Genomic DNA, 26,999 nt, shown 5'->3' with positions numbered 1-26,999 from the left:
CATGGGAGTCTGCGACTTTCCGCTGATGGACAAGGTCTGCGGCGCGGTCGATTTCGCCAGCAATCCGGCCGGGGCCGTCACCGACGGCATCGGGGCGTGGATCGCGAAGTCCGCGGGTGAACTCGCGGCGAGCGCTGCGGATCTCGCCGCCGACGCCGTGAACTCGACCACCGCGATCGACCTCAACGCGCAGTGGTTTAGGACCAACTACGAGCTATTGCTTCCGATCGGCCTGGCGCTCACCGTCGGCTTCTTCTGCATCGCCTTGGTGTCCGCCGCCTGGAGGCGCGATGAGCGCGCGCTGGCGCAGGCTGCGGTCGGCACGATGACCGGGGTCCTGTTCAGCTTCTGCGCCGTCGCCTTCACGTCCGTCGCGATCACGGTCGTCGACGTGTTGTCCGACGGCCTGTTCCAAGCCGCGAACACCTCGGTGGACGATGCCATCCGCCGCATCATCAACGTGCAGCAACTCGGAGCGATGTACGGCCTGGGCTGGGGCGTCCCGTCTCTGGTCGCCTTCGGCTGTGCCATCGGCGCGTTCATGTACTGGTGCGTGATGGTCGCGCGGAAGGTCGGCGTGCTGATCCTCGTCTCCCTGGCAGTCTTCGCCGGGGCGGGCGGCGGCTGGGAGGTCGCGAAGCGCTGGCGTCGCGGCTGGATCGAGGCCACCGCAACGCTCGTCGTATCCAAGCTCCTGATGACCGTGGTCTTCCTCATCGGCGTCTCGGCGATGGGCAAGGCCGACTCCCAGGACGGCATGGCCGCACTCTCCGACGCACTGGCCGGACTCGTCGTCATGATCTTGGTGTTGCTCTGCCCCTACGCGACGTACAAGTTCATTCACTGGGCCAGCGACGGCGCCGGCAACGACGATCTGCACCGCACCGGCGTCGCCGGAGTGGCGGTTGCCGCAGGCGCCGCGAAGACGGCCGGCACCCTCGCGATGCAGGCCGGCACCGGCACCCCCGCCCCGCAGGGGCCCAGCGAGGTTCCCGGCGCGGGGAGCGACGGTGTCACCTCCGGCATCAACCCCACCGGCGGGAATCTGAGCAAGGAGGGCATCGACTCCGGACCGCCGAAGGCACGGACGAACTTCCGGTACGGCGAAGACCCGGACGCCACCGGTGACAAGGGACGAGCCCTCATCCAGCGGCCCGGCATCCCACCGCTGATCAACCGGCCCGGAGGCACCGAAGCCGCCGAAGGCGAGGACGGCTCCGCAGCGCAGCCCGCTGCGGTCCCGATTCCGAGCGGGAGGATGCCGCGCGTCGGCTCGGCCTCCCCGGGCGGCCCCGGATCTCCGCCCCCGACCGGCGCCGGTCCGTCGCCCACCGGGTCCGAGACGAACTGGGTCTTCCCGACCCGTCCGCCGTCCGGATCCTGACCCACCACGAGTGCGGGGGCGGGCTGCCACCCAGCAGTCCGCCCCCGCCTCCCCCGATCACCGACGAAGGAGTTCTGCCATGTCCTCCAGAAGAGCGCCGCGCCCTCCGCCCTGCCGCACTCGCACCCACTGTCTGGACCCGCCATGTCTGCCCGATCCCAGGCCGAATCCGCCACGGCCACCGTCAAGTTCCCGCACCGCAGTCGCCGAGGCGTACTGCTCGGCCTGACCGTCCCCCAGCTCATCATCGCCGGGTTCACCGGGCTGCTGCTACTCGCCGTGATCATGACCCGTGGCGTCGTCGGCGCGCTCCAGCTCATCCCGCTGTGGAGCGCCATCGCCCTGCTCGTCTTCGTCCGCAACCGCGGACGGTCCCTGGCAGACTGGACTCCGATCGTCCTCCGGTATACGCTGCGCCGGATGCGGGGCCAGTTGATCTGGCTCGCCCGCCCGTCCCGACGTCCCGTACGCGAAGGGCACCTCAATCTGCCGGGCACCTCCGCCAGCCTGCGCGTCGTCACCGCTCCCGACCGGCGGTACGGCGCCGTGCACGACCCCCACACCGGTTCACTGACCGCCGTCGTCAAGGTCTCCTCCCGCGCCTACGCGCTCCTGGACCCGGGCACGCAGAACGCGAACGTCGCCGGGTGGGGCCGGGCGCTCGCCGCGCTCGCCCGTACCGGGCACGTCGCCCGCATCCAGGTCGTCGAGCGAACGGTCCCCGACAGCGGTGACGCCCTTCGCCGGTACTGGGAGGAACACGGCCTGCCCGACACCCAGCTCGCGGGCGCGATCTACACCGAGCTGATCCAGAGCGCGGGCCCCGCCGCCGCCCCGCACGAGGCGTACGTCGCCATCAGCCTGGACGCCAAGGCCGCCCAACGGCTGATCAACCGGGCGGGCGGCGGCCTCACCGGCAGCTTCAGCGTCCTGGCCCAGCTGACGTCGACCTTCGAACAGGCCGCGCGGACCGCCGGTCTCAATCCCACCGGCTGGCTCACTGCTCGCGAGATAGCGGCCGTCGTGCGCACGGCCTACGACCCCAAGGCCCTGCCCGCGCTGGACCGCTGGTCCGCCTCCGGCCGGCCCGAGGCCGAGCCCGCTGCCGCAGGCCCCGTCGTGGTCGTGGAGAAGGGCGACCACATCGTCTCCGACTCCGCGTTCCACTCCACCTACTGGGTGGAGAACTGGCCCCGCACCACGGTCGGAGCCGGATTCCTCCACCAGCTCCTGTTCACGGCAGGCGTTCGCCGCACTCTCTCGCTCGCCTACGAGCCGGTGAGCGTGGACGCCGCCCTGCGCGATATCCAGCGCAAGAAGGCGAGCGTGGTCGCGGACGCCGCCGAGCGCGCGCGGCGTGGCCAGGTGGAATCCGAGGCGGACGCGATCGAGTACCAGGACATCCAGGCGCGTGAGCGTCAGCTCATCGCTGGCCACGCGGATGTGGCTCTGACAGGTCTGCTGACCGTATCCGCCGACTCCGAAGAGGAGCTGCGTACCGACTGCGCGGTGGTGGAAACCGCGGCGGTCGGTGCCGGACTCGACCTGCGTCCGCTCACCTGGCAGCAGGCCAGCGCCTTCACCGCTGCTGCGATGCCGCTCGCGCTCGCGGCCTGACGCCCGCACCTTCACCGCGTCCGGAAAGAGCACCCTCATGTCCCGCACCACCTCCCCGTCCGCGCAGGACTTCGTTCCCTTCGCGACCGCCGCGCTCGACTTCCACCGAGCGCTCAACCTCCCCGCCGGCCCGCTCGTCGCGTCCCGGGAGGAGTTGGACGCCCTGCACGCCCACCTCGTCTCCCTGCACGGGCTGCTCGACGCGCACACCTCACGCACCGGTCCCCTCGTACCGGTCGAAGGCGATCACCTCCACGGTGCGCGCACCCGCATCTGGCAGGCCGCCGACCACATCCACCGCGCCTACCACGCATCCCCCCGGCCCGGCACCGGCGACCTTCCCACCCGGGAAGCATGCCGCCCCGGCCTGCCCGAAGGCGCTCCGGAACTCACCATCTGCCAGCGCCACCAGCGCACCGCCCGCCTGGTACGGCGCCATTCCACCCCCACTGACCTGCGCGCGCCGTTCACCGGCCTGATCCGCCACTGACCACTCACCCTCTGGAGAAACGTTCATGCCCAGGATCCGCGCCAGCGCCTCCCACCTGTTCGTCCCCCGCAAGGCGTCGCGCGCCCAACAGCGCGCAGCCCGCGCCGGGTTCGCCGCCGCCCGCCGCCAGGCACAACTGGCCGGGGCACCGCCCAAGCACCGCAAGGAGGCCGCCCTCGACCCGGAGCTGCGACCGGTCTACCCGGCGTCCGGACGCCCCGGACCTGCCTCGGCGCGCGGCAGCAAGCTGCGGCTACCCGCTCACCGGATGACGACCGCCACGGTCAGCGGGGCCTATCCGTTCCTTGCCGAGGGCGGACTCGGCTCGTCCGGGATCTTCATCGGCAGGGACGTACACGCCGAGGCCGCCTTCTGCTACGACCCTTTCGCCCTGTACAACAGCGGGCGGATCGAGGGCTTCACCAACCCCAACGCCGTGCTCGCGGGAATCATCGGCATGGGTAAGTCGGCGCTGGCGAAGTCCATCGCGACGCGGGCCATCGCCCACGGGTACAAGATCTATGTGCCCAGCGACCCGAAGGGTGAATGGTCGAACGTGGCACAGGCTCTCGGCGGCCACACCATAGCCCTGGGACCGGGGCTCCCCGGACGTCTCAATCCTCTGGACGCCCCGGCGCGGCCCGCATCGGTAACCGAAGAGGACTGGTCCGCCGAAGTACGCAAACGGCGTCTCGCGCTGCTGGCCAGCCTTGCCCGCACCGTGCTGAACCGCGATCTGCTGCCGATGGAGCACACGGCTCTCGACCTCGGCCTGGACCTGGTCGTCGCCGAGACCACGGATCGCGGCACGGTGCCGCTCCTCGGCGACATCGCCGATGTCATGGGCTCGCCGGACCGCCTCGACCGCGGCTTCGGCAGCCCCGCCGGCGGGATGGGTCACGCAGCTCAAGACCTTGCCCACGCCCTGCGTCGGCTCGTGCACGGCGACCTCAGCGGGATGTTCGACGCCCCCTCGACCGTCGCCTTCGACCCGACGACGCCGATGCTCTCGATCGACCTCTCCCGGCTCGGCAACTCAGGCGACGACACCGGCCTGGTGCTGGCGATGACCTGCGCCAGCGCATGGATGGAATCCGCACTCGCAGACCCTGCCGGCGGACGACGCTGGGTGATCTACGACGAAGGATGGCGCGTCCTGAAGCACATCGCGCTGCTGGAACGGATGCAGAGCCAGTGGAAGCTCAGCCGAGGGCTCGGCATCGCGAACTTGCTGGTCATCCACAGGCTTTCCGACCTGCTCAGCGCGGGCGACGCCGGATCGCGCGGCCGGGTACTGGCCGAGGGGCTCCTCGCGGACTGCAGCACACGCATCATCTACCGGCAGGAGAGCGATCAACTGGCGGCAGCGGCATCGCTGTTGGGGCTGACCGGAGTTGAGACCCAGGCCGTCTCTTCCCTTACCAAGGGCAGGGGCCTGTGGAAGGTCGCAGGACGGAGCTTCGTCACCCAACACCTCCTCCACCCTTCAGAACGCGAACTCTTCGACACTGACGCACGAATGTCGGGCTAGCTCAACTGCATCTATCCGCAGTTGAGTTGATGGCCTCTGTGGGTCGTCTGCACCCCGGCGGCGATCCTCAAGGATCGGCGAACCACCGGTCGCCTGGAGTGGCCGCCCCATCCCAGCTCACCACCGGGCCGCCGTGCCGAAGCCCACGTTCGGACGCGGGTTCCGCCGGCCCGCAGAGGAACACGTCTGCACCGTCCCGCCGCCAACCCCCTTCACTGCCGTACTCGCGATGGCGCCGCCACAGGAACCAAGGACTAACGTGCCCACTTCGCCCAGCTCTCCCTCACCCAACGAAGACCGGCCACCGGCAGGCACCGACCACATGGCGTGGCGGCAACACGTCCCGGCGCTGGCCTCCGCTTATGCCGGAATCAAGCAGGCAGAGGACGCCTGGGACGCCGTCTCGGACTACTTCTGCGACCACGACGGTTGGCCGGTGGACGAGAAGGGCTACGCGAACGGCAAGGTCGTACGCGACGCCCAGGCGTGGAAACACGTCGAGGTCTTCCTCGCTCACGGCCCCGAGGTATTGGCCGGGGTCCGCGCCGCAGCCACTGGTGCCGATTACCTCGGGGGGCCGATCAGCGAGGATCTCCGGCGCCTGAGCAGCATCGATGCCGCCCTGAAACGAGCCGGACAGATCCAGCACGAGTGGGACGACGTCATGACGATCATGGACGGCTCCCTCCCCGGCACCCGGGCGCTCTACGAGAGCCGGGCCCAGGAAATCCGCAACGCCGAGGGCTGGCACGACGCGCACGAGCTGTCGCTCCACGGTCCGGCGCTGGTGCGGGCCGCTGAATACGTGACCGCTCGGCCGGAACCCGAGCAGCCCTCGCAGACCGAGCGGGCGCGGGTGGCTCTCAAGCGATCTGCCTCCGGCACCAGCACAGCTCCATCAACCCCGCCCCCTGTGCCTCCGGCGTCGCCGACGCCTCCCCATCGGTCCCGCTGACGCCATTACCACCGCATTCCGGCTCGGCCAAACCTGCCGATCCCCGGATCCTCTTAACACCGGTACCCATACACGCGCCCCTCACGTTGACCCGTGTCGTCGACTCTGGGGCGCTCGGCCACGGAGACCATTGATGCCCCCCGATCAGCCCCTGGTTACCCTCCAACGGGAGGGCGCGCGTATCACCGCGCGTACAAGCGGGCCCGCTGCCTCACGGGCGCCGGACAGCGACCCGGAGCAGGAACGCGGGTACGGGCACCTCACCTACCCCCTTAGGCAACGCGGCCTGGTCTGCACCGTCGAGTACGGCCTCAGCGACTACTTCGTCCATTCCTCGCTTCCCGACGGCAGCGACGTGATCATCTCGCCGCCGCAGGAACCGTCCAGCGAGCACCCACCCGGGTATCCCGAGAGCTGGCTCGTCACCCGCCTCCGCAGCGATGAGCCAGCAGCCTACGAAGTGATCTACGACTCGGAGCCGGACGGCCCGCACGCCCGGCACCGCGGCGACGTCACTAGGTTGCTGGCCGCCGTCGACACCCGTCTGGATCAGCTCGGCGTACCTCCACGACCGGAGCCGAAACGGTTCGCTCACGACGTCGCCGCCGACGCAGTTCTCCACCGCGCAGGCTTTGTCCCCGCCGTCGAGTTCGGCGGTGAGCACTACCACCGGCTGCCCTCGGCCATGACCGACCCGGAGGAGCAGCGGCTGGTGGTGACCCGGGCCTTCGACATGCTGCAGGCCGACGGCTTCGATGTCTCGTGCGACCCTGACCTGCTGGAACACGACGTGCCTCCCCCCTGGATCCCGGAGACGAGCCTCGGCGACCGCCTCGGGTTTCTGGCCAAACACATCCAGGCGTCGACGCATACGCGCGACATGGTCGCCAACCTGAGCGAAGTGACCGCCCCGGGCGACGGCGTTCTTCAGCGGGTCGTGGAGATCCTCGACGCGACGGCCGAGTGGGGGGAAGGGTTCGGCGAACCAGCCGATCACCGCTACGCACAGCGTCTGCGGACCATCGCTGAGAGCCTCGACTCCTACGCGATCGAGCTGCGCGCGATACGCGGCGATCTGGCCGACCGCCACGCCGTGCACCCCGGGAAGAACCGGTTCCGCGAGAACCAGGTCGCTGCGTCGACGCCTGCGCCACCACGGGTACGTGCTGCTCTCGCGCCTTCGCCGACGGCTGCGCAGCGCCGTGCCGCCTCGGCGCTCCCTGCCACGGCGGCGGCCGTCCGTCCCGTGCCGCCGGCCCGCCCCTCGTCCGCCCCCGGTCGCTGATCGCCTCCCTTCTCGGAGTCTTCCGTGCCTCGTACCACCAGAACCATCCCGGAGCTGGCCCCTGCCCTGCACGCCCACACCGGATGGATCAGCCATGCCCACCCATTACCAATCACTGCCCGATGTCGCCTTCGGTCACCACCCTGACCACGGCATCGTCGCCGCGAACCCGAAGCAACTCGTCTCCACCGCGTGGATGTTGGCTCGGTTCGACTTCCGCCCCGTACCGGACCAGCCGACGCTGTACGCATTGGCTGATCAGCAGCGTGACGGACCGGGGCGTACCTCCCGGGCAGTCGCGCTGCTGCGCGAGGCCGACTACCAGGTCGACGTGGACGCCGCGTACGACCCCTCGCTGGCCTCCCGTGCGAATTCCACCCGTGACCGGGCCCCGCGCGCAGATCCCGAGGTGGCGTTCGCCGAGCATCCGCAGCTCGGCATCGTAGCGGCCACCAGCGACCACCCCTCGGCGCTCGGCGGCCAGCTCATCCTGGAGGAGCACGGCTGGCGGCTGGACCCGAATCTGGACATCTACACGCTGCCCGTCACCGCCGACCTCACCGAGTCCGTGCAGAAGGTCGCCAGCGCCACGGTGGCGATGCAGCGGTCCGGTCTCCAGGTCGCTGTTCATCCCCGCCTCGCCCACGACGCGGCGCTGCGCCGCGCTCCCGCGCCCACGAGCGCCGAGCGCCGCCTGCCCGGTCAGGGCACCACGCCCAACAAATCTCGCAACGCCGCCGCGCTCGCAGCGAGCCCAGCGCGCTCGGGCCTCCGGGACAAGGCGCCGACTCCCACCTCCGCTGCCTCCGGAGCTTCGGGTCGCCCCGTCGACCCGCGCATCGCGTTCTCCCGAAATCGCTAACTCACCTTCCGTAAGGAGCAGTTCTCATGGCTGTGAAGACCATCTGGCCCATCACCCACTCATGCGGCCACCACACCGAGCGCGACCTGTCCAGCCGGGCGGCCGATCGCCGCGCGGGCTTCGCCGAATGGCTCGCCAAGCAGGAGTGCACGGACTGCTGGCGGGCCGCCAAGGAGGGGGACGGGCAGGACAAGGCGGCCTGGCTGGAGGCCAAGCGAGCCGAAGAGCAGACCGAATCGGAAGCCTGGTCGGAGCAGTACCGGATGCCTCCGCTGGAGGGGACCGAGCGGGCCGTCGCCTGGGGCGTGCGCTGTCGTCACCAGGTCCTCGCCGCTGCCTACACCGCCCTGGTACTCGAAGGGGAAACCGATGAGAGGGAGTGGGAGGCGATCGAGGAGGCCGCGCGCTTCGTCACTCGCGCCGGTTGGTGGATCGACCAGCGCTCCTCCGAGCCCGGAGACCTCGCCGAGCTGCTCCAGGCCGCCACCGAGGCCGACCGGCCGACGGAGAACCCCCACTTCTGACGGCTGCCTCGGTATAAGCGGCGACACCTACCTGCAAAGTCCGGCCGGGCCAAATCGCGGATTCCGCGGATCCTCTCCCGTGACGGCCCGAACACCGGGCTCGTGTCCGCTACTCCTTCGAGGTAGACGCCGTGATCGCTCACCTGCAGCGTGCCAGCAACACCGTGGGGCTGCTCTCGTACCTGTACGGTCCCGGCGAACGTGGCGACCACGTCAGCCCTCGACTGATCGCGGGCGAGGGTCACGGAGCCCCGATCGAACTACTCGCCGAGCCCGACTCGCTGCCCTACTTGGCGCACGCCCTCGACGCACCCGTCGAACGGCTCGGGACACGTGCACCCGCGCAGCCGACATGGGTCTGCTCGGTCCACTCCGACCCTCGGCAGCCGGACCTCACCGACCCGCAGTGGGCCGCTGTCGCCCGGCGCTTGGTGGACACCACTGGAATCGCCCCGTACGGCGATCCGGACGCCTGCCGGTGGATCGCCGCACGTAACCGGCCACGGCAGGTGCACGTCGTGGCCACCATCGCTCGCGAGGACGGAAGCCTCCACAACGGCTATCGCGACGCCTTCCGTCTGTAATCCGAGTGCCATCTTCTCGCCGCCGAGCTGGGCCACCTGCCCATCGCTCCGCAATCGACGCCCCGCACCCAGGAGACCCGCATGCCTTCTCCCTCCATCACCATCACCGCCGAGCCCAGCGGCAGCGTCTCGGCCAAGGGTGCCAGCGACGACCTGTCCGCCACGCTCCTCAAGCACGCCGGCTTCCAGCAGATCGACGACTGGTACGGCCGACGTCACCGCCTCCCCACCACTACCCCAACCGACGACCGGGCGGCCATCGCCACCCACGCTGCCGAGATGCTCCGCGCCGCTCGCTACGGTGTCGACCTCGACCCCACCCTCGACACCACCACGGCGAATCCCCTCGGGCCCTACGCCGCCGGAGCGGAACTCCTCCGGCTCACCAAACAGATCAGGTCTGCCGAGACCGGCGCCGACCTGAAGCAGACTCTCGACCACCTCCTCGATCCCGAGCACGGCGCGCTGGAGCGCATCCGGGAGGCGCTGGAGGCGGCAAGCGAGCAGATCACCGATCTCGACGATGAGGCGTTCCAGCTCGCAGACCGGTTCGGCTTCGCCGAGGACTTCGTCCACTCGGCCATGTCGGAAATCGTCGATTCGGAAGACGAGTTGCTCGGTGTCGGCCGTGCGCAACAGCCCTCGGACCAGGCGCAGACGCGCTCTCGATGGCTACCCCAATTCCGAGGCGCCGCCCTCGCCGCTTCGCCTGCAGCGGCCAAGGCTCAGGTCTCCTCGTCGCCCGACTCTCGATCGACGCAGCCCAGCGCGGCCGGCCTCCCGCCACGCGCGCCAGGCCCCCGACCGTGACTCAGGTCGTCCTGGCCGACGCCAGCCGCCGGCTCGTCGCGCGCCCGCCGTCGAATCGGCCGTCCATGACCACTACCCAGGAGGGCAACATGTCCGAGCATTACTCCAGCATCGGCGAGGCCGTCGGCGCTGCCATGCAGCACAACATCCGGCTCGCCCAGCGCAGCGAGTCGCCCGGCTCCGACAGCCCACTGCAGGCCCGGCACCTGCCCAGCGCTTCCGCCGACCCGTACCTCTGCCCGAACTGACCGAACTCGTCGCCGCTGCCGCCGACTGGACCCGTGGCCACCTGGAGTTTCCCGCCGACCCCGAGGTCTATTACCCCACTTGGGAGACCTGGAAGGTACTGGTCGCCGCACACGGGATGCTCCGTGACGTCCACGAGGAGTTGACGGTCGCTGCGGACGGGGTCGCCGCGTGCCCGGCCCAGCGGGCAGACCTTCGGCATCACGAGAACGTCCGCACCCTGCGGAGCGGGGAACTGCTCGACGACGTCTTCGGTGCCAGCTCGGTCGCCCCGGACCTGCCCGCTCGCACCACCGAGGGGAATCTCGATGCCGAGGTCCGGCGGCAGGCAGTCGCTCTCCAGGTCTCGCCCGTCGCGGCCAAGGCCGGCATCGAGACCAGTGCCCCGGCGCCCGCCACGCCGCCCCCGCCCATGGCACGGCCTGCCAGCCACCAGCGCTGAAACGTTCCCCTCCGGCCGTCGAGGAGCAGACCCGTGAACGACACGAGAGCCGAGCGCGCCCCGCCGTCGCTCCCTCGCACCCTCAAGGAACCGCCGTGCCCCCACGTACCAGTGCGCCCTCGACCACCACCGGGTCGGACGCGCTCCTCTACCTCCTCTTCGGTGTCCTCGGCGCCGCTATATCCTTCGGCTCCCTCGCCTGGCTGACAGGCAACCTCACCAACTCCCTTGTCGGCAAAGGACCGTGGACCCCGTTCCGCGCGACGGACGCCCTGCTGCACCCCGAGATGCTGTGGCCGACCCTGAGCACCACCGCGCTACTGGTCGGCGCCCGCATCGTCCCCGGCCTGATCACTCTGGCCCTGGCCACCACCGGCCTCGTGCTGTGGATGCGCTGGCGCTCCGGCTCCAGGACCGGCCTCGCCCGGAAGGGCGAGCTGGCACCCCTGCTGGACAAGGAGAGCACCGCGAAGGCGAAGAGCCTCCGCCCCTCCCTCAGCGACCGGGAGCGTAAAAGAGGTCGCGCCCGCCGACCGCGGCATCCTGCTCGGCACCCTCGACCCCGGTCGTGCCGAGGTCCGGGCTTCCTGGGAGGACGTGATCGTCGCGATCATGGCTCCGCGCAGCGGGAAGACGTCCGGACTGGCGATCCCCGCGATTCTCTCGGCTCCCGGCCCGGTCCTGCTCACCAGTAACAAGGCCGCGAACGACGCCTTCACCGCGACGGTGGACGCCCGCGCCGAGGTCGGCACGGTCTGGACCCTCGATCCGCAGCAGATCGCGCACCACCCGCGCGAGATGTGGTGGGACATCCTGGCCGACGCCCGCGACCTGGCCGGGGCGAAACGCTTGGCCGGGCACTTCGTCTCCGCGAGCGTGGACGAGTCGTCGGGCTCCGACTTCTGGTCCACCGCCGCGAGCAACACCCTCGGCGCGCTGTTCCTGGCCGCCGCCAGCCACCGGCGGCCGATCACCGACGTCCTGGCCTGGCTCGCCACCCCGGCCGACCGCACCCCGGTGGACCTGCTCACCGACGCCGGCCACGACGCGGTCGCCGCCCAGCTCCAGGGCACCGTCTCCGGTGCAACCGAAACCCGCGATGGCATCTTTGAGACCGCGAGGCAGTACGCGAGCTGCCTGCTCGACCCCGACGTCGCCGCCTGGGTCACCCCGAACAAGGACCTCCCCGAGTTCAAGCCCTTCGCCTTCGCCACGTCTCGCGACACGCTGTACCTCCTCAGCAAGGACGGCGGCGGCAGCGCGAGCGCGATCATCGCGGCGGCGGCCGACGCCGTCATGCGCGCGGCGGTCATCGTCGCCGAGCGCTCCGGCGGGCGACTCGACCCGCCTGCTCTGTGCGTGCTCGACGAGGCCGCGAACGTCTGCCGCATATCCGATCTACCCGATCTCTACAGCCACTTGGGCAGCCGGGGCGTGATCCCGATGACGATCTTGCAGAGTTATCGGCAGGGCCAGCGGTGCTGGGGCGAGGCCGGGATGGACGCCCTGTACTCCGCCGCCACCGTCAAGATCATCGGTTCGGGCATTGATGACGCCGACTTCGCCGACCGTCTCAGTCGGCAGGTCGGTGACCACGACGTCCAGACCACCTCGGTGTCGACCAGCGAGGGTGGCAAGTCCACCTCGGTGAGCATGCGTACCGAGCGGATCCTGCCGCCCGACGCGATCCGCGCCCTCCCGAAGGGCAAGGTGCTACTGCTGGCCACCGGGATCCGGGTCGCCATGCTCAACCTCAGGCCCTGGTACAAGGAGCCCTCCGCCAAGGTCGTCGGGCCGGCCTCCGCCCGTGCCACGAAGGCGATCACCGAGCGAGCCCTCGCCAAGACCATCGGCCACGACGACTTCGAGCTGTCGGCATGATCGCCCCCGTCCCCGAGACGCTTCTGCATCGCAGCCGGCGGCCTCTGGATCAGGCACCGATCGACCGGGGCACTGTCCACGAGCGGTCGGGGCGACGGTCGACGTCTTCGACGCCGCCTCGGACGCCACCCCGGAGAACGGCAAGCGGGACCGCTGTTCCCTGCCGATCCGGCGCCCTCGTCCAGGCAGTCGGGCGCCCCCACCTCTCCGCGTTCAGGAGTCCCATCGTGTCCCCGCGCAGTAACTCCTCCTCCGTGCCCTTCTCCGTGCCTCGCTCCGGACGGCTCGCCGGGTCGCCGGCCGTACGGCGTGACGGCAAGTGGTGCCTAGTCGTCGGTTCGGGTTGGGTCATCGCTACCGATCCGGCCTTCACCGGCGAGCTGGACCGCTTCGCCGCGTTGATGGCCGCCGCCGACCAGTCGGTCGCCGTTCTGCGCACCGCGCAGGGCGATCCGCTGGCTTCTCGTAGCCGAGGGCGACGATGAACCCGCTGTTGCGGGCGGAGCAGGCAGTCCTCGGCTCGGTACTGCTCGACCCGAACCAGCTCGCGCACCTGGACTGGCTCGCGCCCGATCACTTCGACCGTCCGGTTCACCGGGCCTTGTTCACCGCTCTGCGGAAGCTCCGACACGACGGTCACCCGGCGGCAGCGGCTGATGGACCGGTGCCGCTGTCGTGGGTGACCGACTCCGTCATCGAGGCCGACCGTCACGTCCGAGGGCTGACCGCGGTGTACGCCCACACTCTGGTCTCGGCCTGCCCGCGTCCCGCGCATGCTCCGGTGTACGGCCGCATGGTGCTGGAGGGGGCGATCCACCGGACCGTTGCCGAGCACGCGATCCGTCTCCACCAGGCGGCTCGGGCCGACGTCCTGCGGGGAGAGGTCGAGGGTGCGCTGCGGTCGGCGGATGTCCTGGCCGGGGTGCTCACCGATCTCGCGCGGCGCTGGGGTACCGAACCGCGTCCGGTCGCGCCGCCCGCCCCGCCGACCACCGTTCCGACCACGCCGACGGTTCAGGCCGACCAGGTTGCCGAGGACGAGCGTTTCCTGCTCGCCGTCCTCGCCGAGCAGCCGAAGAGCATGGAGGAGGTGGTGGGCTGGTTGCGGCCGGGGGACTTCGCCGACCCGGGCCACGGGCGGCTCTACCGGTGTCTCGGTGCCCTCCACCACCGGGGCGAGCCCATCGACCGGATCACCCTGCTGTGGGAAGCCCAGCGGCGGGGCCTCCTGGCGGACGGCACGATGTCGGGCGAGCAGCTCACCGCGATCTGCGACGGCGTAGGCCCCGGCAGCACGGAATGGCTGGGTGAACGGGTCATGCGGTCCTCCGTGACCCGCACCGCAGCCGCTTCCGCGCGCGCCGTCCGAGCCTTGGCCCAGGACGAGGCCCTGGGCCCCGGGCCACTGATCAACCACGCGCTCTACGTACTCGGTCCGCTCGACGAGGTGCGCACCCGCTGGCAGTTGGCGACCGGCGACCCGCCTCCGGCGCCGAAGACCCCAGCTTCTTCGGACAACGTGCCTCGCCCCGCCCAGGTGCAGGCCGCCCTCGCCCGCAGCTCACCGAGCCCTCCCTCGAAACTCTCCGCGCTATCCCGCGGTGCCCCTGCGTCAGCCGCCGTACGACCACGGTCCCTCGGCCCCAGCTGAAGCCTCCCCCGTACATCACTCCTCTCCACTGGAACTCACCGTGAACACCACTCCCGTATCCGACGCCCGAGCCCTGCGGTCCGCAGCCGAGCACTTCGACGCTCTACGCGGCAAGCTCCCCTTCCCCGGAGATCCTCACCGCGGACCGGACAGCGTGACGGTCGCCAAGCACATCTCGGAACTCGGCAAGAGGATCACCGCCCTGGGCGACGAGATCCTCTTCCGCACCGCATCTCCGGACCTGGACGACCACACGGCCAGGGTCGTCATGGGCTTCGCCGTCGCTGTGGAGCCCGCCGGGGAGGTGGCCTCCGCGCTCGGCTCGGTGGCGCACCAGCTCTCCTTCCTGGAGCGAACCGAGCACCTGCGCGACCAGCCCGACGCGATGGATGCGCGCGAAGCGGCCACGCTGGTGATAGGTGACGCGCTTGGTCTGGCGGACGCATCCCTCCGGGACGCCTCCTACTCCCTTTACGCTGCAGCAGCAGCGGCGTCGCCTCCGCCCCGGCAGCTCCGGGCCGCCCGCAGCCGGTCCACAACCGCAGCCCCGCTTCCCGCCGCAGCGCCATCCACCGTTCCACCGGCTGCTGCTGCCCCGAGCCGGACCACACGGGGGCGGTGACATGCGGACCACCATCGTGCGCCCTCCGCTCATCGGCTCGCTCTGCTCGGGGTACGGAGGGCTGGACCTGGGCGTGCAGTCCGCCCTCGGCGGGACGCTGGCCTGGCACGCCGAGGTTGATCCGAACGCCTCGCGCATCCTGGCCCGCCACTGGCCGGGCGTCCCGAACATGGGCGACATCACAGCCGTCGACTGGTCCCTCGTTCCCCGGGTGTGTGTCCTGACGGCCGGTTTCCCCTGTCAAAGACGTCTCGGTCGCCGGCCGTCGGGCCGGTCTCAACGCCCAGACCCGCTCCGGGCTCTGGCTGCACGTGGCCCGTGCGGTCGAAGCCCTCCGACCCTGCCTGGTTGTGATCGAGAATGTGCGCGGCCTCCTCACCTCCCCCGCCGGTTCCCCTGGCGACGTGGAATTCTGCCCGTGGTGTCTGGGAGACACCGCAGGTCAGCCTGCTCTGCGGGCACTCGGTGCCGTACTCGGATCCCTGGCCGACCTTGGGTACGACGCGAAGTGGCTCGTCCTTCGTGCCTCCGACATCGGGGCCCCGCACCGTCGCGAGCGGACCTTCCTCGCCGCATGGCCCACCGGAGACCCTGCTGAAGACGCCGACCAGCAACATCGGCAAGAACGGCGGCAGCCAGCATCCATCGAAGCGGAAGAGCGGGGGCCACGGTCCGAACCTGGCCGACGAGGTCGAGTGGCTGCTGCTGCCGACCCCGAAGGCGTCGGACGGAATCAAGGGCTCGCCGAACCAGCGGCACGGCAACGGGGACATGACCTTGCCCAGTGCGGCAGCGTCGCTGCTGCCCACGCCGAGGGCCAGCGACACGGGGACTCCGGGCCGCCGCCCGGGGAAGGGGTGGCGTCCCCCCTTGTCGGCGGTGGTCCTGCCGCTCTGGACGGAGAAATCGACGGAGTCCGCGGAACGGACCGGCGATGGGGGCCGTACGCAGCAGCGATCACCCGATGGGAGATCCTCACCCGTCCCGTCCCCGAGCCCACCGATGCGGCCGGTCGGCTCCGTGCCGACTTCGTGGAATGGATGCAGGGCCTCGACAACGGCTGGGTCACCGCCACGCCGGGACTCGGACGACCGGCGCAGCTCACCGCGCTCGGCAACGGAGTCGTCCCTCAACAAGCGGCACGGGCAATGCAGTTGCTGGCACCACCCTTCCCTCGCTGTCCTCGCTGCGCGGGCGGGTAGCGCCCCACTACCGGGCCTATCCGGCCGCGCCAAACCGCGGATTCTCCGGATCCTCTCGGGCATGTCGCCGTCTCACAGATGGAGCACGCCCCGATGTCCGACACCAGCCCGACCACCCCCGGCCCCGAGCCGTTCCGCATCCCCGACGGGAATCTCGACGACCTCGCCAGCACCCTCGCCAAGACCATGGCCGAGGTCAGGCAGCACGGCGCCCTCCTCGACCGCCTCGGCTCCGACCCCGTACCCGTTGCCAGCCAGCACACGGATGACGTTCCGGAAGCCGAGGCGGCCGACGCCGCGCAGGGGGAGGGCCCCGCCTCGGTGTTCATCCTCGCCCTGGGCGGGGAAGCGTACGCCGCCGAACTCACCGCACTCAGCGACTGGGTGAACTACCTCTTCCTCCCCGTCTACGGCCGAGAGATCAGCTCCTCCCGTCCGTGGTGCGCGCGGTGGGACGAACACCCGGAGGCCGTCGCCCGGCTGCACGCGCTCTGGCTCGCGTGGCAGCAGCTCACTGATACCGAGGCCGGCCTGTCAGGTCCTTCGACCTGGCACCGCGACCACCTGGACCAGGCGCTGGTCCACCTCCGGGCCCCCGACGGCCCCTTCGCCGCGTGTACGACGAGCCCGACCCGGCCGAACCACCGAGTGCTGGTCACCCCGGCGCCCGAACAGTCGGGAGCGACGGAATGAGCACGGACGACTTTCACCTCGACGATCTTGCACCCGCCGACGCTGACTCCGAGTACGCGGAGCAGCAGTTCTGGTCAGGCGACCTGACGGTCCTGACCGAGCACCACACCGCTCCTCACGGCTCACACTCTTACGTCGTCGCTCACGACGGGTCGGTCACGTGGGGTGTCCCCGGCGAGCCACAGGTAGCCGCGATCAAGGTCGCGCGGGATCTCAGCCTCAACACGTTCACCATGGAGACGGCCTACCACGCCACGGTCCCCTTCGCCCAGAACTGGTTGATCGAGCACGGCTGCCCGCCCGAGGAGATAGCCGAAGTAGGCGCCGGATTCTCCGCTCCCGCCGACGATCTCACCGTTCGTATCGAGGCACAGATCCGGGAGTCGGGCGCGCGGTACGAGGTCATCGAGAGCCAGACCTCGGACTACGACCCGTGCGAGGCATGGACGTTGACCCGTGACGGTGAGGCCGTTCAGGCACCGATTCGTCTGTTTCTCGAAGAGGGGGACTCCAACGCCCACACGTACACGCTGCGCGAGGGCGCCTTCGCCGATGAGGAGACCGCTCTCCGCTGGCTGGACGACCGCAGCACCCCGCTGCTGCAGCCACCGGAACGCCTCAGTGAAGCTGCCGCTCCCCGGACCCGTGCCGCCCTCGCCCGCTCGGCCGGCAGCTCCGAGATACCGAAGACCGCCCCTGGAGCCCACCAGTCGGCGGCAGCCGTACCGGTACAGCGTTCGGTACAGGGGAGGCTGCTGTGAGCGCACGCTTCGCCTTCGCGGCGCATCCCGACGCCATTGAGGATCTGCGGAACCTCCCCGATCGCATCCGTGATCTGGCGCTGCTGGAGCTGCAGAACCTGGTCCACGGAAGCGACGACTGCCTACCCCTGAAGGGGCGTCTCGCCGGATACCACAAGGTGTACGTGGATCCGTCCGTCGCCTACCGGATGGTCATCCAGTTCCGCTCGGCCCCGCCCAGCTCGAACCACAAGCGCGAGGTCTACCTCGTTGCCGCCGGAAGCCGGAAGGACTACGCGGTCTACCGCTCCGCTCACCTCCGTACCGGCCCTGAGCGAGGTACCGAGGCGGACTCCCGTACGGCGGCCCGGGTGCAGGCCGCCCGCGCCCGCTCGCCCCTTGCGATCCAGTCGACGGCTGCTCCGTCGACCTCTCCAGCAGCAGTCCAGTCTCCGGCCGCTGCCTCTCGAAAGGCTCCCCAGCGATGACATCCGATCACGCCCCGCTCACGCGTACCGAACTGGCGAGCCTGCTCACCGATGCTGCGCACCGCGTCTCCGGGATCCTCACCGCCGACTATCCGACGGCCGCCAGCCGCTCCTACCTGCATCCCGTACTCGGTGCTCTGTCTGCCGGGCCCCAGGTGATCTGCGAGCTGAACGACCGGCTCGAAGAGTTCGTGGCCGACGATCCGCTCCCCACGACACCGGCAGGTCTCTTCACCCTGGCCTCCTACGCCTCCGCCCTGGGATGGCTCACCGAGTCCCTGGCTGAGCTGACCGCTTCGGTCGACCGGATCTGCACACGCGTCGGCATCCCCACGGAACCACCGGACTCCGCCTTCTCCGCCCCGGCCAGCATGAAGCGGGGCCATGACTTCGACTTCAGTTTCAGCGCGCTGGAGTTGGAGGCGATCCGTACTGCGGCCGACGCCGCCGGTCTCGCGCCGGACGGCTACGTCGAGGTGCTCTCCGAGTCCTTGCTCGCTGCCTCCCGGATCACCGACGCCTGCATGGAAATCTCCGGCGGCCTTCTCGAAGACGCCACGTACGTCCTCGACGAGATGACTGACCACGTCCGGCTCGGCGACGGTCCCGACAGCCTTCCCACCCTGGTCCGCTCCTTGCTCGCCCGGATGGAGACGGCCAAGTGAACCCCTACGACCCGAACACCGAGCCCGGTACGCACTTCGTCGCCGACGCGCTCGGTATCTCGAACGTCAACATGCTCAACACCACGTATCGTCCTGCCGATCCGCTGTACCGAGCCTCGACTCGGGTGATCACGTCCGCGTACGAGCTGAACGAGCAGCACGACCGGGTGACGGTTGCGGCCAGGGATGCCTTCCCGCTCCTCGAATCCATCGGGCGCGGCGAACTCGGCAGGGCCCGCACTTCGTACGCGTTCCTGCGGACATCGATCCCGAAGCTCGGAGAACTCCTCACCAAGCAGGATCGGGCCTACGACCAGCTCATCGAGGCCGTCTCCGCGTACCAGCGCCTTCTCCCCGATCCGGATACCGAGCCCTCGGCGACGAAGGCCCACGAGGAGAACCGGGAACAGCGTTTCAGCCGGGACGACGACTGGGCGATAGAGGTGAAGCGCCGGCTCAAGGCGCTCGAAGTGGTCGAACTTGGCGATCTACGCCTGTGCCGGACCGCGCTCGGCGAGGAGCCCTTCCTCTCTGACGGGACGGGCCGACGTCCCCAGGTGCTGCCCTCGACCGTCCGGCGGATGATCGCCGACGGGCTACTGCACCAGGACACCAGCGAGAGCCCGTACCGGCCGGGGCAACTCCTCTCGCTCACGTCCCGCGGCGAGGCCGCCCTTGGTGCGGCTCGTACGGCGACGTCGCGTGTGGCCGCTGCCCTCGGCCGCAGCGGTGCCCCGGCGAACCTTGGCCTCCCTGCCCACCCAGCTGCAGCCCCCTCCGCCGGTATCTCCAGCACGGCTTCCCACCCCCGCTCACGATGACCCCTGCCGGAGAGAACGCACTCATGCCCAGCCCCACGCAGCCCCCGCCTTCTCCTTCGACTCGGTCGACCCTCAGCGCATCGACCACGCGATTGCCCGGATCGTGCCGAAGTGGACCACCTGGTCGACGATGATCCTCGCCCAGGAAAACCGCCCCATGCGGGTGCGCGAGATCGCCGCCCAGCTCCCCTTCGTCGGCGAGCAGTCAGTAAGCCAGCGGCTGATGTACATGCACGCCGACGGCTTGATCACCCATTCCGATGTCCGTCGTAGGGGCACCTACCAGCTCAGCGCGCTCGGCGAGTCGCTCGCCCCCGTGCACCACACCTTGTCGGACTGGTCCCGGGCCCACCTGCCGCTCCAGACGATGGCCGAAGCCGAACGCGTCGAGGACGCTCTGGGCCGTCTAAACCTTCGGCACACGACCGGCGTTATCCAGGCCCTCGGCACCAACGGCCCTCTGCGGTTCAGTCACATCGCCGAGGAGATCGGCGTGGACCGCCCCTCCGCCCGGCAACGGCTTCTGCGGATGCAGGCCGACGGCCTGGTCGGACGCGCCGGTTCGCACCACGGCGCCCCCTACGTCCTGACCGATGCCGACCAGTTGCTGGGGGCCGTCTACGCAACCATCGGGCACTGGAGCGAACCCTTCACCGCGCTCAAGACCTCGTCGAGCCCCGTCCGCGTCGCGGCGGCCACGCGGACTCACACGAATGTCCCGCTGACGGGGGACGGTGCCCGGACCGCAGCGGCCCTGCGCCGGAGTGCCGCCGCGCCGAACGACCTGTTCAGCCACGCGACGCAGCCGCAACCGCGGGTGTCGGCGGCTGTCACCGCCCGGTCGGCCCCGGGCCGGGGGCGGTGAGCCGGGTGGTGGTGCTGAGAGCCAGTGCCGTCTCGCCGCTGCTACCGCGTCCGCGTGCGCCCCAGCACTTCACCCTCCCGCGCATGCGGGAGCGTTCCCCTCCTACGTGCCCGGAGTCTCGACCATGAGCGTCCAGCAGCCCAACGACAACTATCTGTACCAGGAGGTACTGATCAGCCCGATGTACCTGGCCGGTTCCAACGGAGCCGGAGACGCCGGCTTCGCCCCTGTCGCTCACTGGCCGCACCACTACCTTGATGACGGTCCCTGCCAGCTCCTCGTCACGTCGCCCGACCAGAGGATCCGCATCGGCTGGTTCGGCGACGACTTCGAGCTGTGGAAGATCGCCGCATCCGAGGAAGCCGTCTCCTCACCCCGCTGGACAGCGACCTTCAACCATGTCACCCCGGCCGAGATCGTCGCCGGGCTGACCACCGCTCTCGCTCACGACTACGCCGAAGCCGATGCGTACGAGGGCAACGGGCGCTTTCTGGCGAGCCCCTCATACCGCTGGGCCGACGCCGTCCAGCCGCTGACCGATGCCGGCTGGACCCGCCACGGCGGGGCCGAACTCGGCACCGTCGAGATCACCGCCCCGGACGGACAAGCAGGCGTCCTCATCGACAACCGTCTCTCCCGTCGTGATGACGAAGCCGTCACCCTCTGGTCGGGTCCACCCGGTTGGGGTACCCGTGCGGAGGCGGTCTTCTCGGCCCGTACGCCCACCCACTTGATCGCCGCGACGGCAGCCGTCATGGCCGATCCAGCCCCGGTGATACGCGAGCGCCACCAGATCCACCGTGAGGTGGCACACCTGGTCTCGCTCACCACCGTCACTCCGAGCACGCCCCAGGTTCCCCGGGCTCCCACTCCCCTCGACGTACGCCGCACTGCTGTCACGCAGGCCGTCCAACGCGCCGCGCGATTCCCCCGGACGGCCGCTGACCTCCGGGTTATGGCCGCCCGAAGCCGCACGTCGGCTTCGTCCCTGAACCCGTCCGGGATCCCCGCGCCTGCTCTCGCGGCCAGGCCGTCGGCCAGCGCGTCGCCCCCGCGCCGCAGCCGCTGACACCTGCTCCTCTTCCGGAGCACCGCCTCTCTCCCCCCCTTCGAATACCGGGAGTTCCGCCATGCCCGACGCCACCGCACTCGACCAGGCCACCACCATGATCGAGGAAGCCTGGGGCCGTCCGATCGAAGCTCTGGAGTCGATCGCGGTCCGCCGCCCGACCACCGACCCTCTCCTACGCTCGGTCATGCACATCCGCTCGGCCCTGCTGGTCACCGCCGACAGCTCCGTGGCCGTGCACCAGGAGCGCCTGCACGCCCTCACCCGTCCCGGCCACGCACCGGCCTTCTACGACCTGCAACGCATCACCAGCTCCGCAGCCGACCTTCGCGTCGCCCAAGCCGAAAGCCGTACGGCCCTTCAGGCGATCAGCCATGTGGTCCAGGCGCGTGAAGCCGCCGCGACGGCGGACCGGGCCCCATCAACCCGGTTGGCTCAGGCAGCTGTTGCCCGCTCCAGGGGCGATCAACACGTCCTCGGCCAGGTACCGGACCAGGCCGCTCCTCCGGCCGTCGTCGGGCCGCCGGCGCCTGGCCCGGGGTCAGGTCGCTGATCGATCAGTCGTGGTCCTCGTCGCGGTGGGCGGGATCGCTCTGGCCCACCGTGCGCATCCAGATGCCGGAGCCCACCGCGTGGGCCAGCTCCTCCACCGTCAACTCGACGCGATATCCGTCAGCGCTGCGGTCCAGGACCACCTCGCCGTCGTCCCACCGCGCCTCGGGCTGGACGCCGACAGCCCACTGGCCATCGGCGACCATCGCGATGTCGCCCACCGTCCACGGTCGCCCGGCTGCGCGGACCTTGTGCTCCAGCCCAGTCCCGACCTCGTGTCTGCTCGGCTTCGCCATCCCTGCTCCCCCTTCGGCCCCGTGCGGCCCTTTGCCGCAACCCCAGTACGACAACTCCCTTCGCCGTTCCATTCCCGGCGCACGGCCCTGATGGCGTCGGCCAGTTCGCCCACGGCAGACGCCGCTTCCTGGGAATCGACTACGTACTCCGCCACACCCCATGTCAACGTACGAGTGTTGGGAAAACCGCAGGTCAACGAAGGGATCGTTCAACCGTGACCACCTCCGCCACCCTTCTGCCCGCCGTCGTCCGCCCGGCCCAGGAAGACCGCTTCTGGCTCTCCTCCGACCACTGCGCCGGTCCTGTTCTCGACCTCCTCAACAGCCTCGGCTGGGCCGTCGTCGACACCCCGGAGGCCAACGTCCACGCAACCAGCCCGGACGGTCACGTCTACGTCGGCTGGCTCCCCGAAGACCCCGCCGCCTGGAAGCGCGACATCGTCTGGCATGTCCGGGTCCAGCCCGCCGACGGGACACCGTGGGTCCAGGAGTTCGGCCCCTACACCCCCTCAGAGGCTGTTGCCGGGTTCCTCGCCGCGCTCATCGCCTCCCCCGGCCGCTGATACCGCCGCCAACTCATCCTCGGAAAGGCCCACATGGCACACCGCGCCCCGCTCACCAACCACCACGCCGACGGGACTCTCTGCCCGGCGGACCACAAGCACACCAGCTCCGGCAGGCCGCTCCACACCGGCTGCCCCGGCCACGCATACACCCGCACCGTCTGCTCCTGCGGCTGGAAGAAGGAGGAGTCCGGCATGGGCTACGTCAACGAGTGCCGCAAGCGGCACCTCGCCAGCCACGCCGAGGGGCAGAACGCCCCCTCTGCAGTCTGACCCCTCATCCCGTACCGCTCTCGGAGGTCCTCTTGCCCCACTACCTGACCGTCGGACACCTGCTCCGCCAGCTCCAAGACCTGGACCCCAGCCTGCCGATCCGCCTCGCCCTCAACCCCGACTTTCCCTTCACCCACTACCTGGGGGCGGAGATCGTCGTCCGGGACGGCAAAGCGTTCATCGCCGACGACGGCCAGGAGGATTATCTCTCGCCCTCGGTCAGCGATGCCCTGACCTGGGCCTGACTGACCATCCAACGAACCACCTCGGAGGCTCATATCCCGTCGCGATCCCGCTCATCTCACACCCTTCCGCTGCACCGCCTAGCCGTACGCCCGATGCCGGACGACGTTCGCGGTGCGCTCGTCCAGCGCGTCTCCGCCCTGCCCGACGGACCGCTCGACATCACCTGGCTCGCCGCCGATACCGCGAAACTCCCCCAGGGCCGCGTGCGCCTGCACTGGGAGCCCGCCTCCCGCACAGGCTGGAACGTCACCGCCCACTTGGGCCTGGCCACCACCGAGGTGCACCTCGCCTCCTGGCCCTCCGCCTCGGACGACTGGCCGCGCCTGGTCCGCCCCACCCTCCGCGAGGTGCTCGGCCTCTGCGCCGCCCTCGCAGTCGCGACCGCCGCCCTCGATCTCTCGAATCGCCTCGCCCACGTCTGACCGAACCGCAGAAGGCCGCCCCACGCCGATCAGGCAGGGGCGGCCTTGCCGTACGCCCAGCCACCTTGTGCGTACCCCCGTCCTGACCGTGATGAGCGGCGCGCTGTCACCGAGCGATCTGTCCGACCGGTTGGCTGGAATGGTTGAGGTGCGAATTTGAATGCCGATGTCTTCGGACTCCGACTCTGCGATCACTGCTCGACGCCTGAAAGGCGATCCATCAGCGCTTGGAGAAGTGCATTGATCGCCGCTCGGGGCGGCATATCATCCATATTAAAGTGACTTGGCGACTGACGAACCTGACGGTGGAGCACATCATCAGCAGAGGCGCGAGCGTCTCGCAATTTCTTCACATGGGCCTTGTCTGTACGACTCCATGAAACGTTAGCCACTACATTGTCGAACGTCTTCTGCTCAAAGGCGGGTGGTACATGGTCCAGGATTGCCCGCAAGAGCATCTGGCTGGCGTACGGGTGCCCAGCGCTGTAGTTTTCATTAAGTTCACGAGCAAGAGCAGTGAGCTTGTCGAGCTTGTACTTCGTGGTCGTGGTCCCCAAAGCCGCGATTAGTTCATCACTAATGTACGGAGACCCGCTCCGCACAATAGGCAGCACGTCTGGCGACCCGCCGCCACAATTTGCCGGGGAGACAGGGGTTGGAGTTCTTAGCGCCTCGCGCGTGCACCAGTAGGCGCCGATGTCGCCAACTTCACGGAAGGGCCGAATGGAGCGTCCAACCTTAAGCGTCCACTCGCCGCCGCTGGCAATGTGATGACCCTCGATGCCGGGTTCGAACTGCGCAAGCGTGCGTGCCTGCAGGAGCAACGTCGTATGGTCCTCGATAGGCATCAGATTCAGACGACGGATAGCAGTGCACTCAGAAAGTGTCGGCTTTTCTCCACCTGGTCCTGCCTGCCACTTCCGTTCGGTCTCGGCAAGGACGCGTATGAGGGCGAGGAAAAGCAGCACCACGTCTGAGGATCCGTTGCACCGCGCCACACCAGCAATTGTCAATGCCAGGACCGCGTCATCCTGGGGCACGGGTCGGCTCGGGTCGGGTAGGCCGCGCATCAGCCCGTCAGGAAGCTGGGCGAGCGCCGCAACAGTGTCGATCTCTTGACGGTCGAGCTTCCGGTCTACCCAGTCGAAGGTAGGCCACTCCGAGGTTGATGCGAAGACGTTCCACACGGTCTGCAGCAGCTCTTGCTGCTCGGGGGACGCCGGGGCCGGCAGCTCTTCGGTTCCTGGAAGGCGGATCTGCATAGCTCATTGTCTATGACAATCGGACCGCGTTCTACTGCTTTAAGACTTCAGAGGGGACCCGGCGCGCTCACCCCGCGGGTGATGCTCTCTGGATCGCACGAGGCTCATCCAGCCGCCATGCCAGGTGGCAGGCCGAAAGACTTTCAGCGATCAGCGGTTCGATATCGACCATTGCTTCGGTGATACAGGTCAAGGCGTCAACACAGATCTGATGGACGAGGACTTCGTCTCGCTGGGCGTCCTCGGCAGAGGCCACCATGCTGGTGGTCGAAAGTTTCTTCTCCTTGTCGTAGGACCAGATGCCCCTGCGGGGCGATGTGTGCTTGACCGACTGGGGGCGTCGGCGGTGATAATCCAATCCACGACGTTCGTCAAGCGCACGGAATCGAGGATCTTGCTGAAGCAAGGTGAGGCGGGAGACCAAACTTTTTATGCCGTCGATGCCGCTTGTTTCAGCAGCATCAGGTAGCACTTGAACCCATAGTTCTACCGTAGGGGATGAAGAGAAGGTGGGCCATGCCGATGGCAGATCGGTTCCCGGCTCGAATCCCTGAGCCTTGCGGTTTTTCTTCGGTGCGTTGATTACTTCAGCTGCCAGGTAATTGCATAGCGTAACGCGTAGCACGAGGTTGGCAAGGCTGTGTGCGGCCCCCAGCAAAAAATGGGTGCTCATTTCGCACAAGGCTCTCACTGCCATGCGCTGGGCTGTCTGTATTTCTTCAAGGTGGACCGGATCGCGTTCGATTTCAGGGTCCTGGAAACGCTGGGCATCTTGTTCGGCGGCCCAAGCGAGTGTCAGCTGCTCGCCGATGCTGCCAGAAAGGCCGTGTATCTCCACCACCCGGTTAATCAGGATTCCGCGTCCCTGTACCCCTGCGGCTTTCAGGGAGTTCAGCGAGGCCCATCCCGCAGCTCCTCCCCGGCTGCTGTGGCTCTGCCAGCGCATCGCGGTCTCTTCAACATCACGGCGCGGGTCAGAAGCTGCTGGCGTGCCATCGGCTCTCGGAGGGGCAGCGAAGCTGGAGAAGCTGAGCGCGGATGTCCACTGTTCCGTCATGCGAGAGATCATGGCAGGCGTTTTGTGCCTTGCGCGAGGAGGCTCAGCATCTACCGCCTGGCCAGTTCCGGCGAGCTCCGCTCGAACGCCGGTTCTTCTGAATAGGAGCAGGTTGAGCCTCTAGGCTCAGGGCATGAGTGCCTCACCCATGCCATCACCACCATTCCCCTCGCCGGACAACGCCGTGCTCCAAGTCGTCGTCGGCAACGCCGTCGCATCGGTCAGAAGCGGCGAAGCCTCGGTGGAGGAGGCGATCCTGCACGCTGCCGTCCACGGCTGGTACGAGGGCCACATCCAAGGCGAGGACGAGTGCCCTGGCTGCACCTTCCGGGGGCAACTGCCAAGAGATATGGGCGGCAGCTGACTACCTGCCACGACGAGGTGCGACACCGAACCCGCCGGTGTCGCCCCTCGTCGTTCGTCACTTCGCTCGCCTAGTCCAGGTATGTGCCGACGAAGGCTCCGTCGAACCCCAAGGCGGCCAGGCCCTCCTCGACGCTGGGGTAGATCGTTCCGTCCGGGATCACGATCAGGGCGTCGAAGTCAGCACGGCTGATCTCGGGTTCGAGCCACCGGTTGCTGCAGCGACAGCAGACCCAGACGTTGCGCCCGTGGTTGATGAGCAGCCAGTCGCGCCGGGCGCGGCAGGCCGTGCACGTCACCGGGATCCCGCGAAGGGCGAGTTCGCGAGGGTGACTGAGGCAGCGCGTCGCGCCGGGGCCGCTGGGCGGCTGCGTCTCGTAGGCGAGTTGCAGCAAGGGATCGGTGCCGGCGGAGAGGGCCGACTCCGCGGGGCGGTCGGTGGTTCTGAGCACGTGCGTCATCTCCCGGTCGAGGGCCTTCTGTTTCCATCCGTAACAGCCGGTGGAACCGGTTGTCCAGGGACTTCTCGGACTCCGGC

33 protein-coding genes and 2 pseudogenes are annotated in these 26,999 nt (G+C 69.2%); 31 read left to right on the top strand and 4 right to left on the bottom strand.

The features are described from left to right. The first annotated feature begins 1 nt into the window (after position 1). The 26 genes and pseudogenes from PSQ21_RS33135 (at position 2) to PSQ21_RS33010 (ending at position 21,980) form a co-directional block, all read left to right on the top strand. A complete protein-coding gene (locus PSQ21_RS33135; RefSeq protein ID WP_274035048.1) occupies positions 2-1,384 on the top strand; it encodes an SCO6881 family protein in 1,383 nt (460 codons plus the stop codon). Between the two features lie 144 nt (positions 1,385-1,528). Then, on the top strand, positions 1,529-3,001 hold the full coding sequence (locus PSQ21_RS33130; protein ID WP_274035047.1) for an SCO6880 family protein: 1,473 nt from the start codon (positions 1,529-1,531) through the stop codon (positions 2,999-3,001). Between the two features lie 37 nt (positions 3,002-3,038). Next, on the top strand, positions 3,039-3,491 hold the full coding sequence (locus PSQ21_RS33125) for a DUF6238 family protein (RefSeq protein WP_274035045.1): 453 nt from the start codon (positions 3,039-3,041) through the stop codon (positions 3,489-3,491). 25 nt (positions 3,492-3,516) lie between these two features. Next, positions 3,517-5,022, top strand: coding sequence for an ATP-binding protein (locus PSQ21_RS33120; RefSeq protein ID WP_274035043.1), 1,506 nt, complete (start codon positions 3,517-3,519; stop codon positions 5,020-5,022). A gap of 322 nt (positions 5,023-5,344) precedes the next feature. Beyond that, the gene (locus PSQ21_RS33115) at positions 5,345-5,977 is read left to right on the top strand and encodes a hypothetical protein (protein WP_274036057.1); all 633 of its coding nucleotides are present in this window, start codon (positions 5,345-5,347) and stop codon (positions 5,975-5,977) included. Positions 5,978-6,110: 133 nt separating this feature from the next. Beyond that, positions 6,111-7,262, top strand: coding sequence for a hypothetical protein (locus tag PSQ21_RS33110; RefSeq protein ID WP_274035042.1), 1,152 nt, complete (start codon positions 6,111-6,113; stop codon positions 7,260-7,262). A gap of 94 nt (positions 7,263-7,356) precedes the next feature. After that, positions 7,357-8,124 carry a hypothetical protein gene (locus PSQ21_RS33105; protein WP_274035041.1) on the top strand — a complete coding sequence of 256 codons (768 nt, stop codon included), beginning with the start codon at positions 7,357-7,359 and terminating at the stop codon, positions 8,122-8,124. A gap of 26 nt (positions 8,125-8,150) precedes the next feature. Further along, a complete protein-coding gene (locus tag PSQ21_RS33100) occupies positions 8,151-8,648 on the top strand; it encodes a hypothetical protein (RefSeq protein WP_073803360.1) in 498 nt (165 codons plus the stop codon). Between the two features lie 131 nt (positions 8,649-8,779). Next, positions 8,780-9,232, top strand: a complete 453-nt coding sequence (locus PSQ21_RS33095; RefSeq protein ID WP_073803361.1) for a hypothetical protein — start codon at positions 8,780-8,782, stop codon at positions 9,230-9,232. 81 nt (positions 9,233-9,313) lie between these two features. Continuing rightward, positions 9,314-10,042 carry a hypothetical protein gene (locus tag PSQ21_RS33090; RefSeq protein ID WP_073803362.1) on the top strand — a complete coding sequence of 243 codons (729 nt, stop codon included), beginning with the start codon at positions 9,314-9,316 and terminating at the stop codon, positions 10,040-10,042. Between the two features lie 65 nt (positions 10,043-10,107). Further along, complete coding sequence (locus PSQ21_RS33085) at positions 10,108-10,290, top strand: hypothetical protein (RefSeq protein WP_274035040.1); 183 nt, start codon at positions 10,108-10,110, stop codon at positions 10,288-10,290. Between the two features lie 116 nt (positions 10,291-10,406). Next, entirely contained in the window at positions 10,407-10,730 is a 324-nt protein-coding gene (locus PSQ21_RS33080) for a hypothetical protein (protein WP_241835826.1), read from the top strand. Between the two features lie 95 nt (positions 10,731-10,825). Further along, positions 10,826-12,611, top strand: a pseudogene (locus tag PSQ21_RS33075) (type IV secretory system conjugative DNA transfer family protein). A gap of 227 nt (positions 12,612-12,838) precedes the next feature. Then, positions 12,839-13,096, top strand: a complete 258-nt coding sequence (locus PSQ21_RS33070) for a hypothetical protein (protein WP_274035038.1) — start codon at positions 12,839-12,841, stop codon at positions 13,094-13,096. After that, positions 13,093-14,262, top strand: coding sequence for a DnaB-like helicase N-terminal domain-containing protein (locus tag PSQ21_RS33065; RefSeq protein ID WP_073803365.1), 1,170 nt, complete (start codon positions 13,093-13,095; stop codon positions 14,260-14,262). Before PSQ21_RS33070 ends, PSQ21_RS33065 begins: the two co-directional genes overlap by 4 nt. 40 nt (positions 14,263-14,302) lie before the next feature. Next, complete coding sequence (locus PSQ21_RS33060) at positions 14,303-14,884, top strand: hypothetical protein (protein ID WP_073803366.1); 582 nt, start codon at positions 14,303-14,305, stop codon at positions 14,882-14,884. 1 nt (position 14,885) lies between these two features. Beyond that, positions 14,886-15,068, top strand: a pseudogene (locus PSQ21_RS33055) (DNA cytosine methyltransferase); the annotation flags it as partial. Positions 15,069-15,189: 121 nt separating this feature from the next. After that, positions 15,190-16,086: a DNA cytosine methyltransferase gene (locus tag PSQ21_RS33050; RefSeq protein WP_382119502.1), complete on the top strand. Its 897-nt coding sequence runs from the start codon at positions 15,190-15,192 to the stop codon at positions 16,084-16,086. Positions 16,087-16,179: 93 nt separating this feature from the next. Beyond that, positions 16,180-16,779 carry a DUF4913 domain-containing protein gene (locus tag PSQ21_RS33045; protein WP_073803367.1) on the top strand — a complete coding sequence of 200 codons (600 nt, stop codon included), beginning with the start codon at positions 16,180-16,182 and terminating at the stop codon, positions 16,777-16,779. Further along, positions 16,776-17,540, top strand: a complete 765-nt coding sequence (locus tag PSQ21_RS33040; protein WP_073803368.1) for a glycosyl hydrolase — start codon at positions 16,776-16,778, stop codon at positions 17,538-17,540. The genes PSQ21_RS33045 and PSQ21_RS33040 overlap by 4 nt, the downstream gene beginning before the upstream one ends. Then, entirely contained in the window at positions 17,537-18,007 is a 471-nt protein-coding gene (locus tag PSQ21_RS33035; protein ID WP_073803369.1) for a hypothetical protein, read from the top strand. Before PSQ21_RS33040 ends, PSQ21_RS33035 begins: the two co-directional genes overlap by 4 nt. After that, positions 18,004-18,672, top strand: coding sequence for a hypothetical protein (locus PSQ21_RS33030; protein WP_087764081.1), 669 nt, complete (start codon positions 18,004-18,006; stop codon positions 18,670-18,672). Before PSQ21_RS33035 ends, PSQ21_RS33030 begins: the two co-directional genes overlap by 4 nt. Further along, positions 18,669-19,493, top strand: coding sequence for a large ATP-binding protein (locus PSQ21_RS33025; RefSeq protein WP_087764082.1), 825 nt, complete (start codon positions 18,669-18,671; stop codon positions 19,491-19,493). The genes PSQ21_RS33030 and PSQ21_RS33025 overlap by 4 nt, the downstream gene beginning before the upstream one ends. 103 nt (positions 19,494-19,596) lie before the next feature. Continuing rightward, entirely contained in the window at positions 19,597-20,358 is a 762-nt protein-coding gene (locus PSQ21_RS33020) for a winged helix-turn-helix transcriptional regulator (RefSeq protein ID WP_256967562.1), read from the top strand. 124 nt (positions 20,359-20,482) lie between these two features. Then, on the top strand, positions 20,483-21,427 hold the full coding sequence (locus tag PSQ21_RS33015; protein WP_087764084.1) for a DUF317 domain-containing protein: 945 nt from the start codon (positions 20,483-20,485) through the stop codon (positions 21,425-21,427). A 61-nt stretch (positions 21,428-21,488) separates the two neighbouring features. Beyond that, the gene (locus PSQ21_RS33010) at positions 21,489-21,980 is read left to right on the top strand and encodes a hypothetical protein (RefSeq protein ID WP_087764085.1); all 492 of its coding nucleotides are present in this window, start codon (positions 21,489-21,491) and stop codon (positions 21,978-21,980) included. Between the two features lie 4 nt (positions 21,981-21,984). Here PSQ21_RS33010 and PSQ21_RS33005 read toward each other — a convergent pair whose 3' ends face one another. Then, positions 21,985-22,275 (bottom strand): hypothetical protein, encoded by a 291-nt coding sequence (locus PSQ21_RS33005; RefSeq protein ID WP_073803375.1) that lies wholly within the window; start codon positions 22,273-22,275, stop codon positions 21,985-21,987. Between the two features lie 215 nt (positions 22,276-22,490). On the opposite strand from PSQ21_RS33005, the gene PSQ21_RS33000 reads away from it, so the two are divergent. The 4 genes from PSQ21_RS33000 (at position 22,491) to PSQ21_RS32985 (ending at position 23,779) form a co-directional block, all read left to right on the top strand. After that, entirely contained in the window at positions 22,491-22,838 is a 348-nt protein-coding gene (locus tag PSQ21_RS33000) for a DUF317 domain-containing protein (RefSeq protein ID WP_073803376.1), read from the top strand. Positions 22,839-22,871: 33 nt separating this feature from the next. Continuing rightward, positions 22,872-23,111 carry a hypothetical protein gene (locus tag PSQ21_RS32995; RefSeq protein ID WP_073803377.1) on the top strand — a complete coding sequence of 80 codons (240 nt, stop codon included), beginning with the start codon at positions 22,872-22,874 and terminating at the stop codon, positions 23,109-23,111. A gap of 32 nt (positions 23,112-23,143) precedes the next feature. Then, positions 23,144-23,356 carry a hypothetical protein gene (locus PSQ21_RS32990; RefSeq protein WP_073803378.1) on the top strand — a complete coding sequence of 71 codons (213 nt, stop codon included), beginning with the start codon at positions 23,144-23,146 and terminating at the stop codon, positions 23,354-23,356. Positions 23,357-23,449: 93 nt separating this feature from the next. Beyond that, positions 23,450-23,779, top strand: coding sequence for an esterase (locus PSQ21_RS32985; RefSeq protein ID WP_073803379.1), 330 nt, complete (start codon positions 23,450-23,452; stop codon positions 23,777-23,779). A 191-nt stretch (positions 23,780-23,970) separates the two neighbouring features. On the opposite strand, the gene PSQ21_RS32980 is transcribed toward PSQ21_RS32985, so the two are convergent. Both PSQ21_RS32980 and PSQ21_RS32975 read right to left on the bottom strand, forming a co-directional pair. Continuing rightward, positions 23,971-25,041, bottom strand: a complete 1,071-nt coding sequence (locus PSQ21_RS32980) for a hypothetical protein (protein ID WP_087764086.1) — start codon at positions 25,039-25,041, stop codon at positions 23,971-23,973. Between the two features lie 67 nt (positions 25,042-25,108). Further along, a complete protein-coding gene (locus PSQ21_RS32975; protein ID WP_256967563.1) occupies positions 25,109-26,098 on the bottom strand; it encodes a hypothetical protein in 990 nt (329 codons plus the stop codon). A 148-nt stretch (positions 26,099-26,246) separates the two neighbouring features. Here PSQ21_RS32975 and PSQ21_RS32970 point away from each other — a divergent pair, with 148 nt between their 5' ends. Next, the gene (locus PSQ21_RS32970; RefSeq protein ID WP_241835828.1) at positions 26,247-26,462 is read left to right on the top strand and encodes a hypothetical protein; all 216 of its coding nucleotides are present in this window, start codon (positions 26,247-26,249) and stop codon (positions 26,460-26,462) included. A gap of 70 nt (positions 26,463-26,532) precedes the next feature. Here PSQ21_RS32970 and PSQ21_RS32965 read toward each other — a convergent pair whose 3' ends face one another. Next, positions 26,533-26,922 (bottom strand): hypothetical protein, encoded by a 390-nt coding sequence (locus PSQ21_RS32965; RefSeq protein WP_087764087.1) that lies wholly within the window; start codon positions 26,920-26,922, stop codon positions 26,533-26,535. Positions 26,923-26,999 lie beyond the last annotated feature (77 nt).

The organism is Streptomyces sp. MMBL 11-1 (assembly GCF_028622875.1).
GTDB lineage: Bacteria > Actinomycetota > Actinomycetes > Streptomycetales > Streptomycetaceae > Streptomyces.
Note: the sequence above shows the minus strand (reverse complement) of the source record. Positions and strands in the feature narration are given on the sequence as shown.

What these genes read in the sequence shown, in the direction of transcription:
- PSQ21_RS33135 (WP_274035048.1), top strand. Translation starts at nt 2, where the DNA reads ATGGGAGTCTGCGACTTTCCGCTGATGGACAAGGTCTGCGGCGCGGTC.
- PSQ21_RS33130 (WP_274035047.1), top strand. Translation starts at nt 1,529, where the DNA reads ATGTCTGCCCGATCCCAGGCCGAATCCGCCACGGCCACCGTCAAGTTC.
- PSQ21_RS33125 (WP_274035045.1), top strand. Translation starts at nt 3,039, where the DNA reads ATGTCCCGCACCACCTCCCCGTCCGCGCAGGACTTCGTTCCCTTCGCG.
- PSQ21_RS33120 (WP_274035043.1), top strand. Translation starts at nt 3,517, where the DNA reads ATGCCCAGGATCCGCGCCAGCGCCTCCCACCTGTTCGTCCCCCGCAAG.
- PSQ21_RS33115 (WP_274036057.1), top strand. Translation starts at nt 5,345, where the DNA reads ATGGCGTGGCGGCAACACGTCCCGGCGCTGGCCTCCGCTTATGCCGGA.
- PSQ21_RS33110 (WP_274035042.1), top strand. Translation starts at nt 6,111, where the DNA reads ATGCCCCCCGATCAGCCCCTGGTTACCCTCCAACGGGAGGGCGCGCGT.
- PSQ21_RS33105 (WP_274035041.1), top strand. Translation starts at nt 7,357, where the DNA reads ATGCCCACCCATTACCAATCACTGCCCGATGTCGCCTTCGGTCACCAC.
- PSQ21_RS33100 (WP_073803360.1), top strand. Translation starts at nt 8,151, where the DNA reads ATGGCTGTGAAGACCATCTGGCCCATCACCCACTCATGCGGCCACCAC.
- PSQ21_RS33090 (WP_073803362.1), top strand. Translation starts at nt 9,314, where the DNA reads ATGCCTTCTCCCTCCATCACCATCACCGCCGAGCCCAGCGGCAGCGTC.
- PSQ21_RS33085 (WP_274035040.1), top strand. Translation starts at nt 10,108, where the DNA reads ATGACCACTACCCAGGAGGGCAACATGTCCGAGCATTACTCCAGCATC.
- PSQ21_RS33080 (WP_241835826.1), top strand. Translation starts at nt 10,407, where the DNA reads ATGCTCCGTGACGTCCACGAGGAGTTGACGGTCGCTGCGGACGGGGTC.
- PSQ21_RS33065 (WP_073803365.1), top strand. Translation starts at nt 13,093, where the DNA reads ATGAACCCGCTGTTGCGGGCGGAGCAGGCAGTCCTCGGCTCGGTACTG.
- PSQ21_RS33045 (WP_073803367.1), top strand. Translation starts at nt 16,180, where the DNA reads ATGTCCGACACCAGCCCGACCACCCCCGGCCCCGAGCCGTTCCGCATC.
- PSQ21_RS33040 (WP_073803368.1), top strand. Translation starts at nt 16,776, where the DNA reads ATGAGCACGGACGACTTTCACCTCGACGATCTTGCACCCGCCGACGCT.
- PSQ21_RS33030 (WP_087764081.1), top strand. Translation starts at nt 18,004, where the DNA reads ATGACATCCGATCACGCCCCGCTCACGCGTACCGAACTGGCGAGCCTG.
- PSQ21_RS33015 (WP_087764084.1), top strand. Translation starts at nt 20,483, where the DNA reads ATGAGCGTCCAGCAGCCCAACGACAACTATCTGTACCAGGAGGTACTG.
- PSQ21_RS33010 (WP_087764085.1), top strand. Translation starts at nt 21,489, where the DNA reads ATGCCCGACGCCACCGCACTCGACCAGGCCACCACCATGATCGAGGAA.
- PSQ21_RS33005 (WP_073803375.1), bottom strand. Translation starts at nt 22,275, where the DNA reads ATGGCGAAGCCGAGCAGACACGAGGTCGGGACTGGGCTGGAGCACAAG.
- PSQ21_RS32995 (WP_073803377.1), top strand. Translation starts at nt 22,872, where the DNA reads ATGGCACACCGCGCCCCGCTCACCAACCACCACGCCGACGGGACTCTC.
- PSQ21_RS32985 (WP_073803379.1), top strand. Translation starts at nt 23,450, where the DNA reads ATGCCGGACGACGTTCGCGGTGCGCTCGTCCAGCGCGTCTCCGCCCTG.
- PSQ21_RS32980 (WP_087764086.1), bottom strand. Translation starts at nt 25,041, where the DNA reads ATGCAGATCCGCCTTCCAGGAACCGAAGAGCTGCCGGCCCCGGCGTCC.
- PSQ21_RS32975 (WP_256967563.1), bottom strand. Translation starts at nt 26,098, where the DNA reads ATGACGGAACAGTGGACATCCGCGCTCAGCTTCTCCAGCTTCGCTGCC.
- PSQ21_RS32970 (WP_241835828.1), top strand. Translation starts at nt 26,247, where the DNA reads ATGCCATCACCACCATTCCCCTCGCCGGACAACGCCGTGCTCCAAGTC.
- PSQ21_RS32965 (WP_087764087.1), bottom strand. Translation starts at nt 26,922, where the DNA reads ATGACGCACGTGCTCAGAACCACCGACCGCCCCGCGGAGTCGGCCCTC.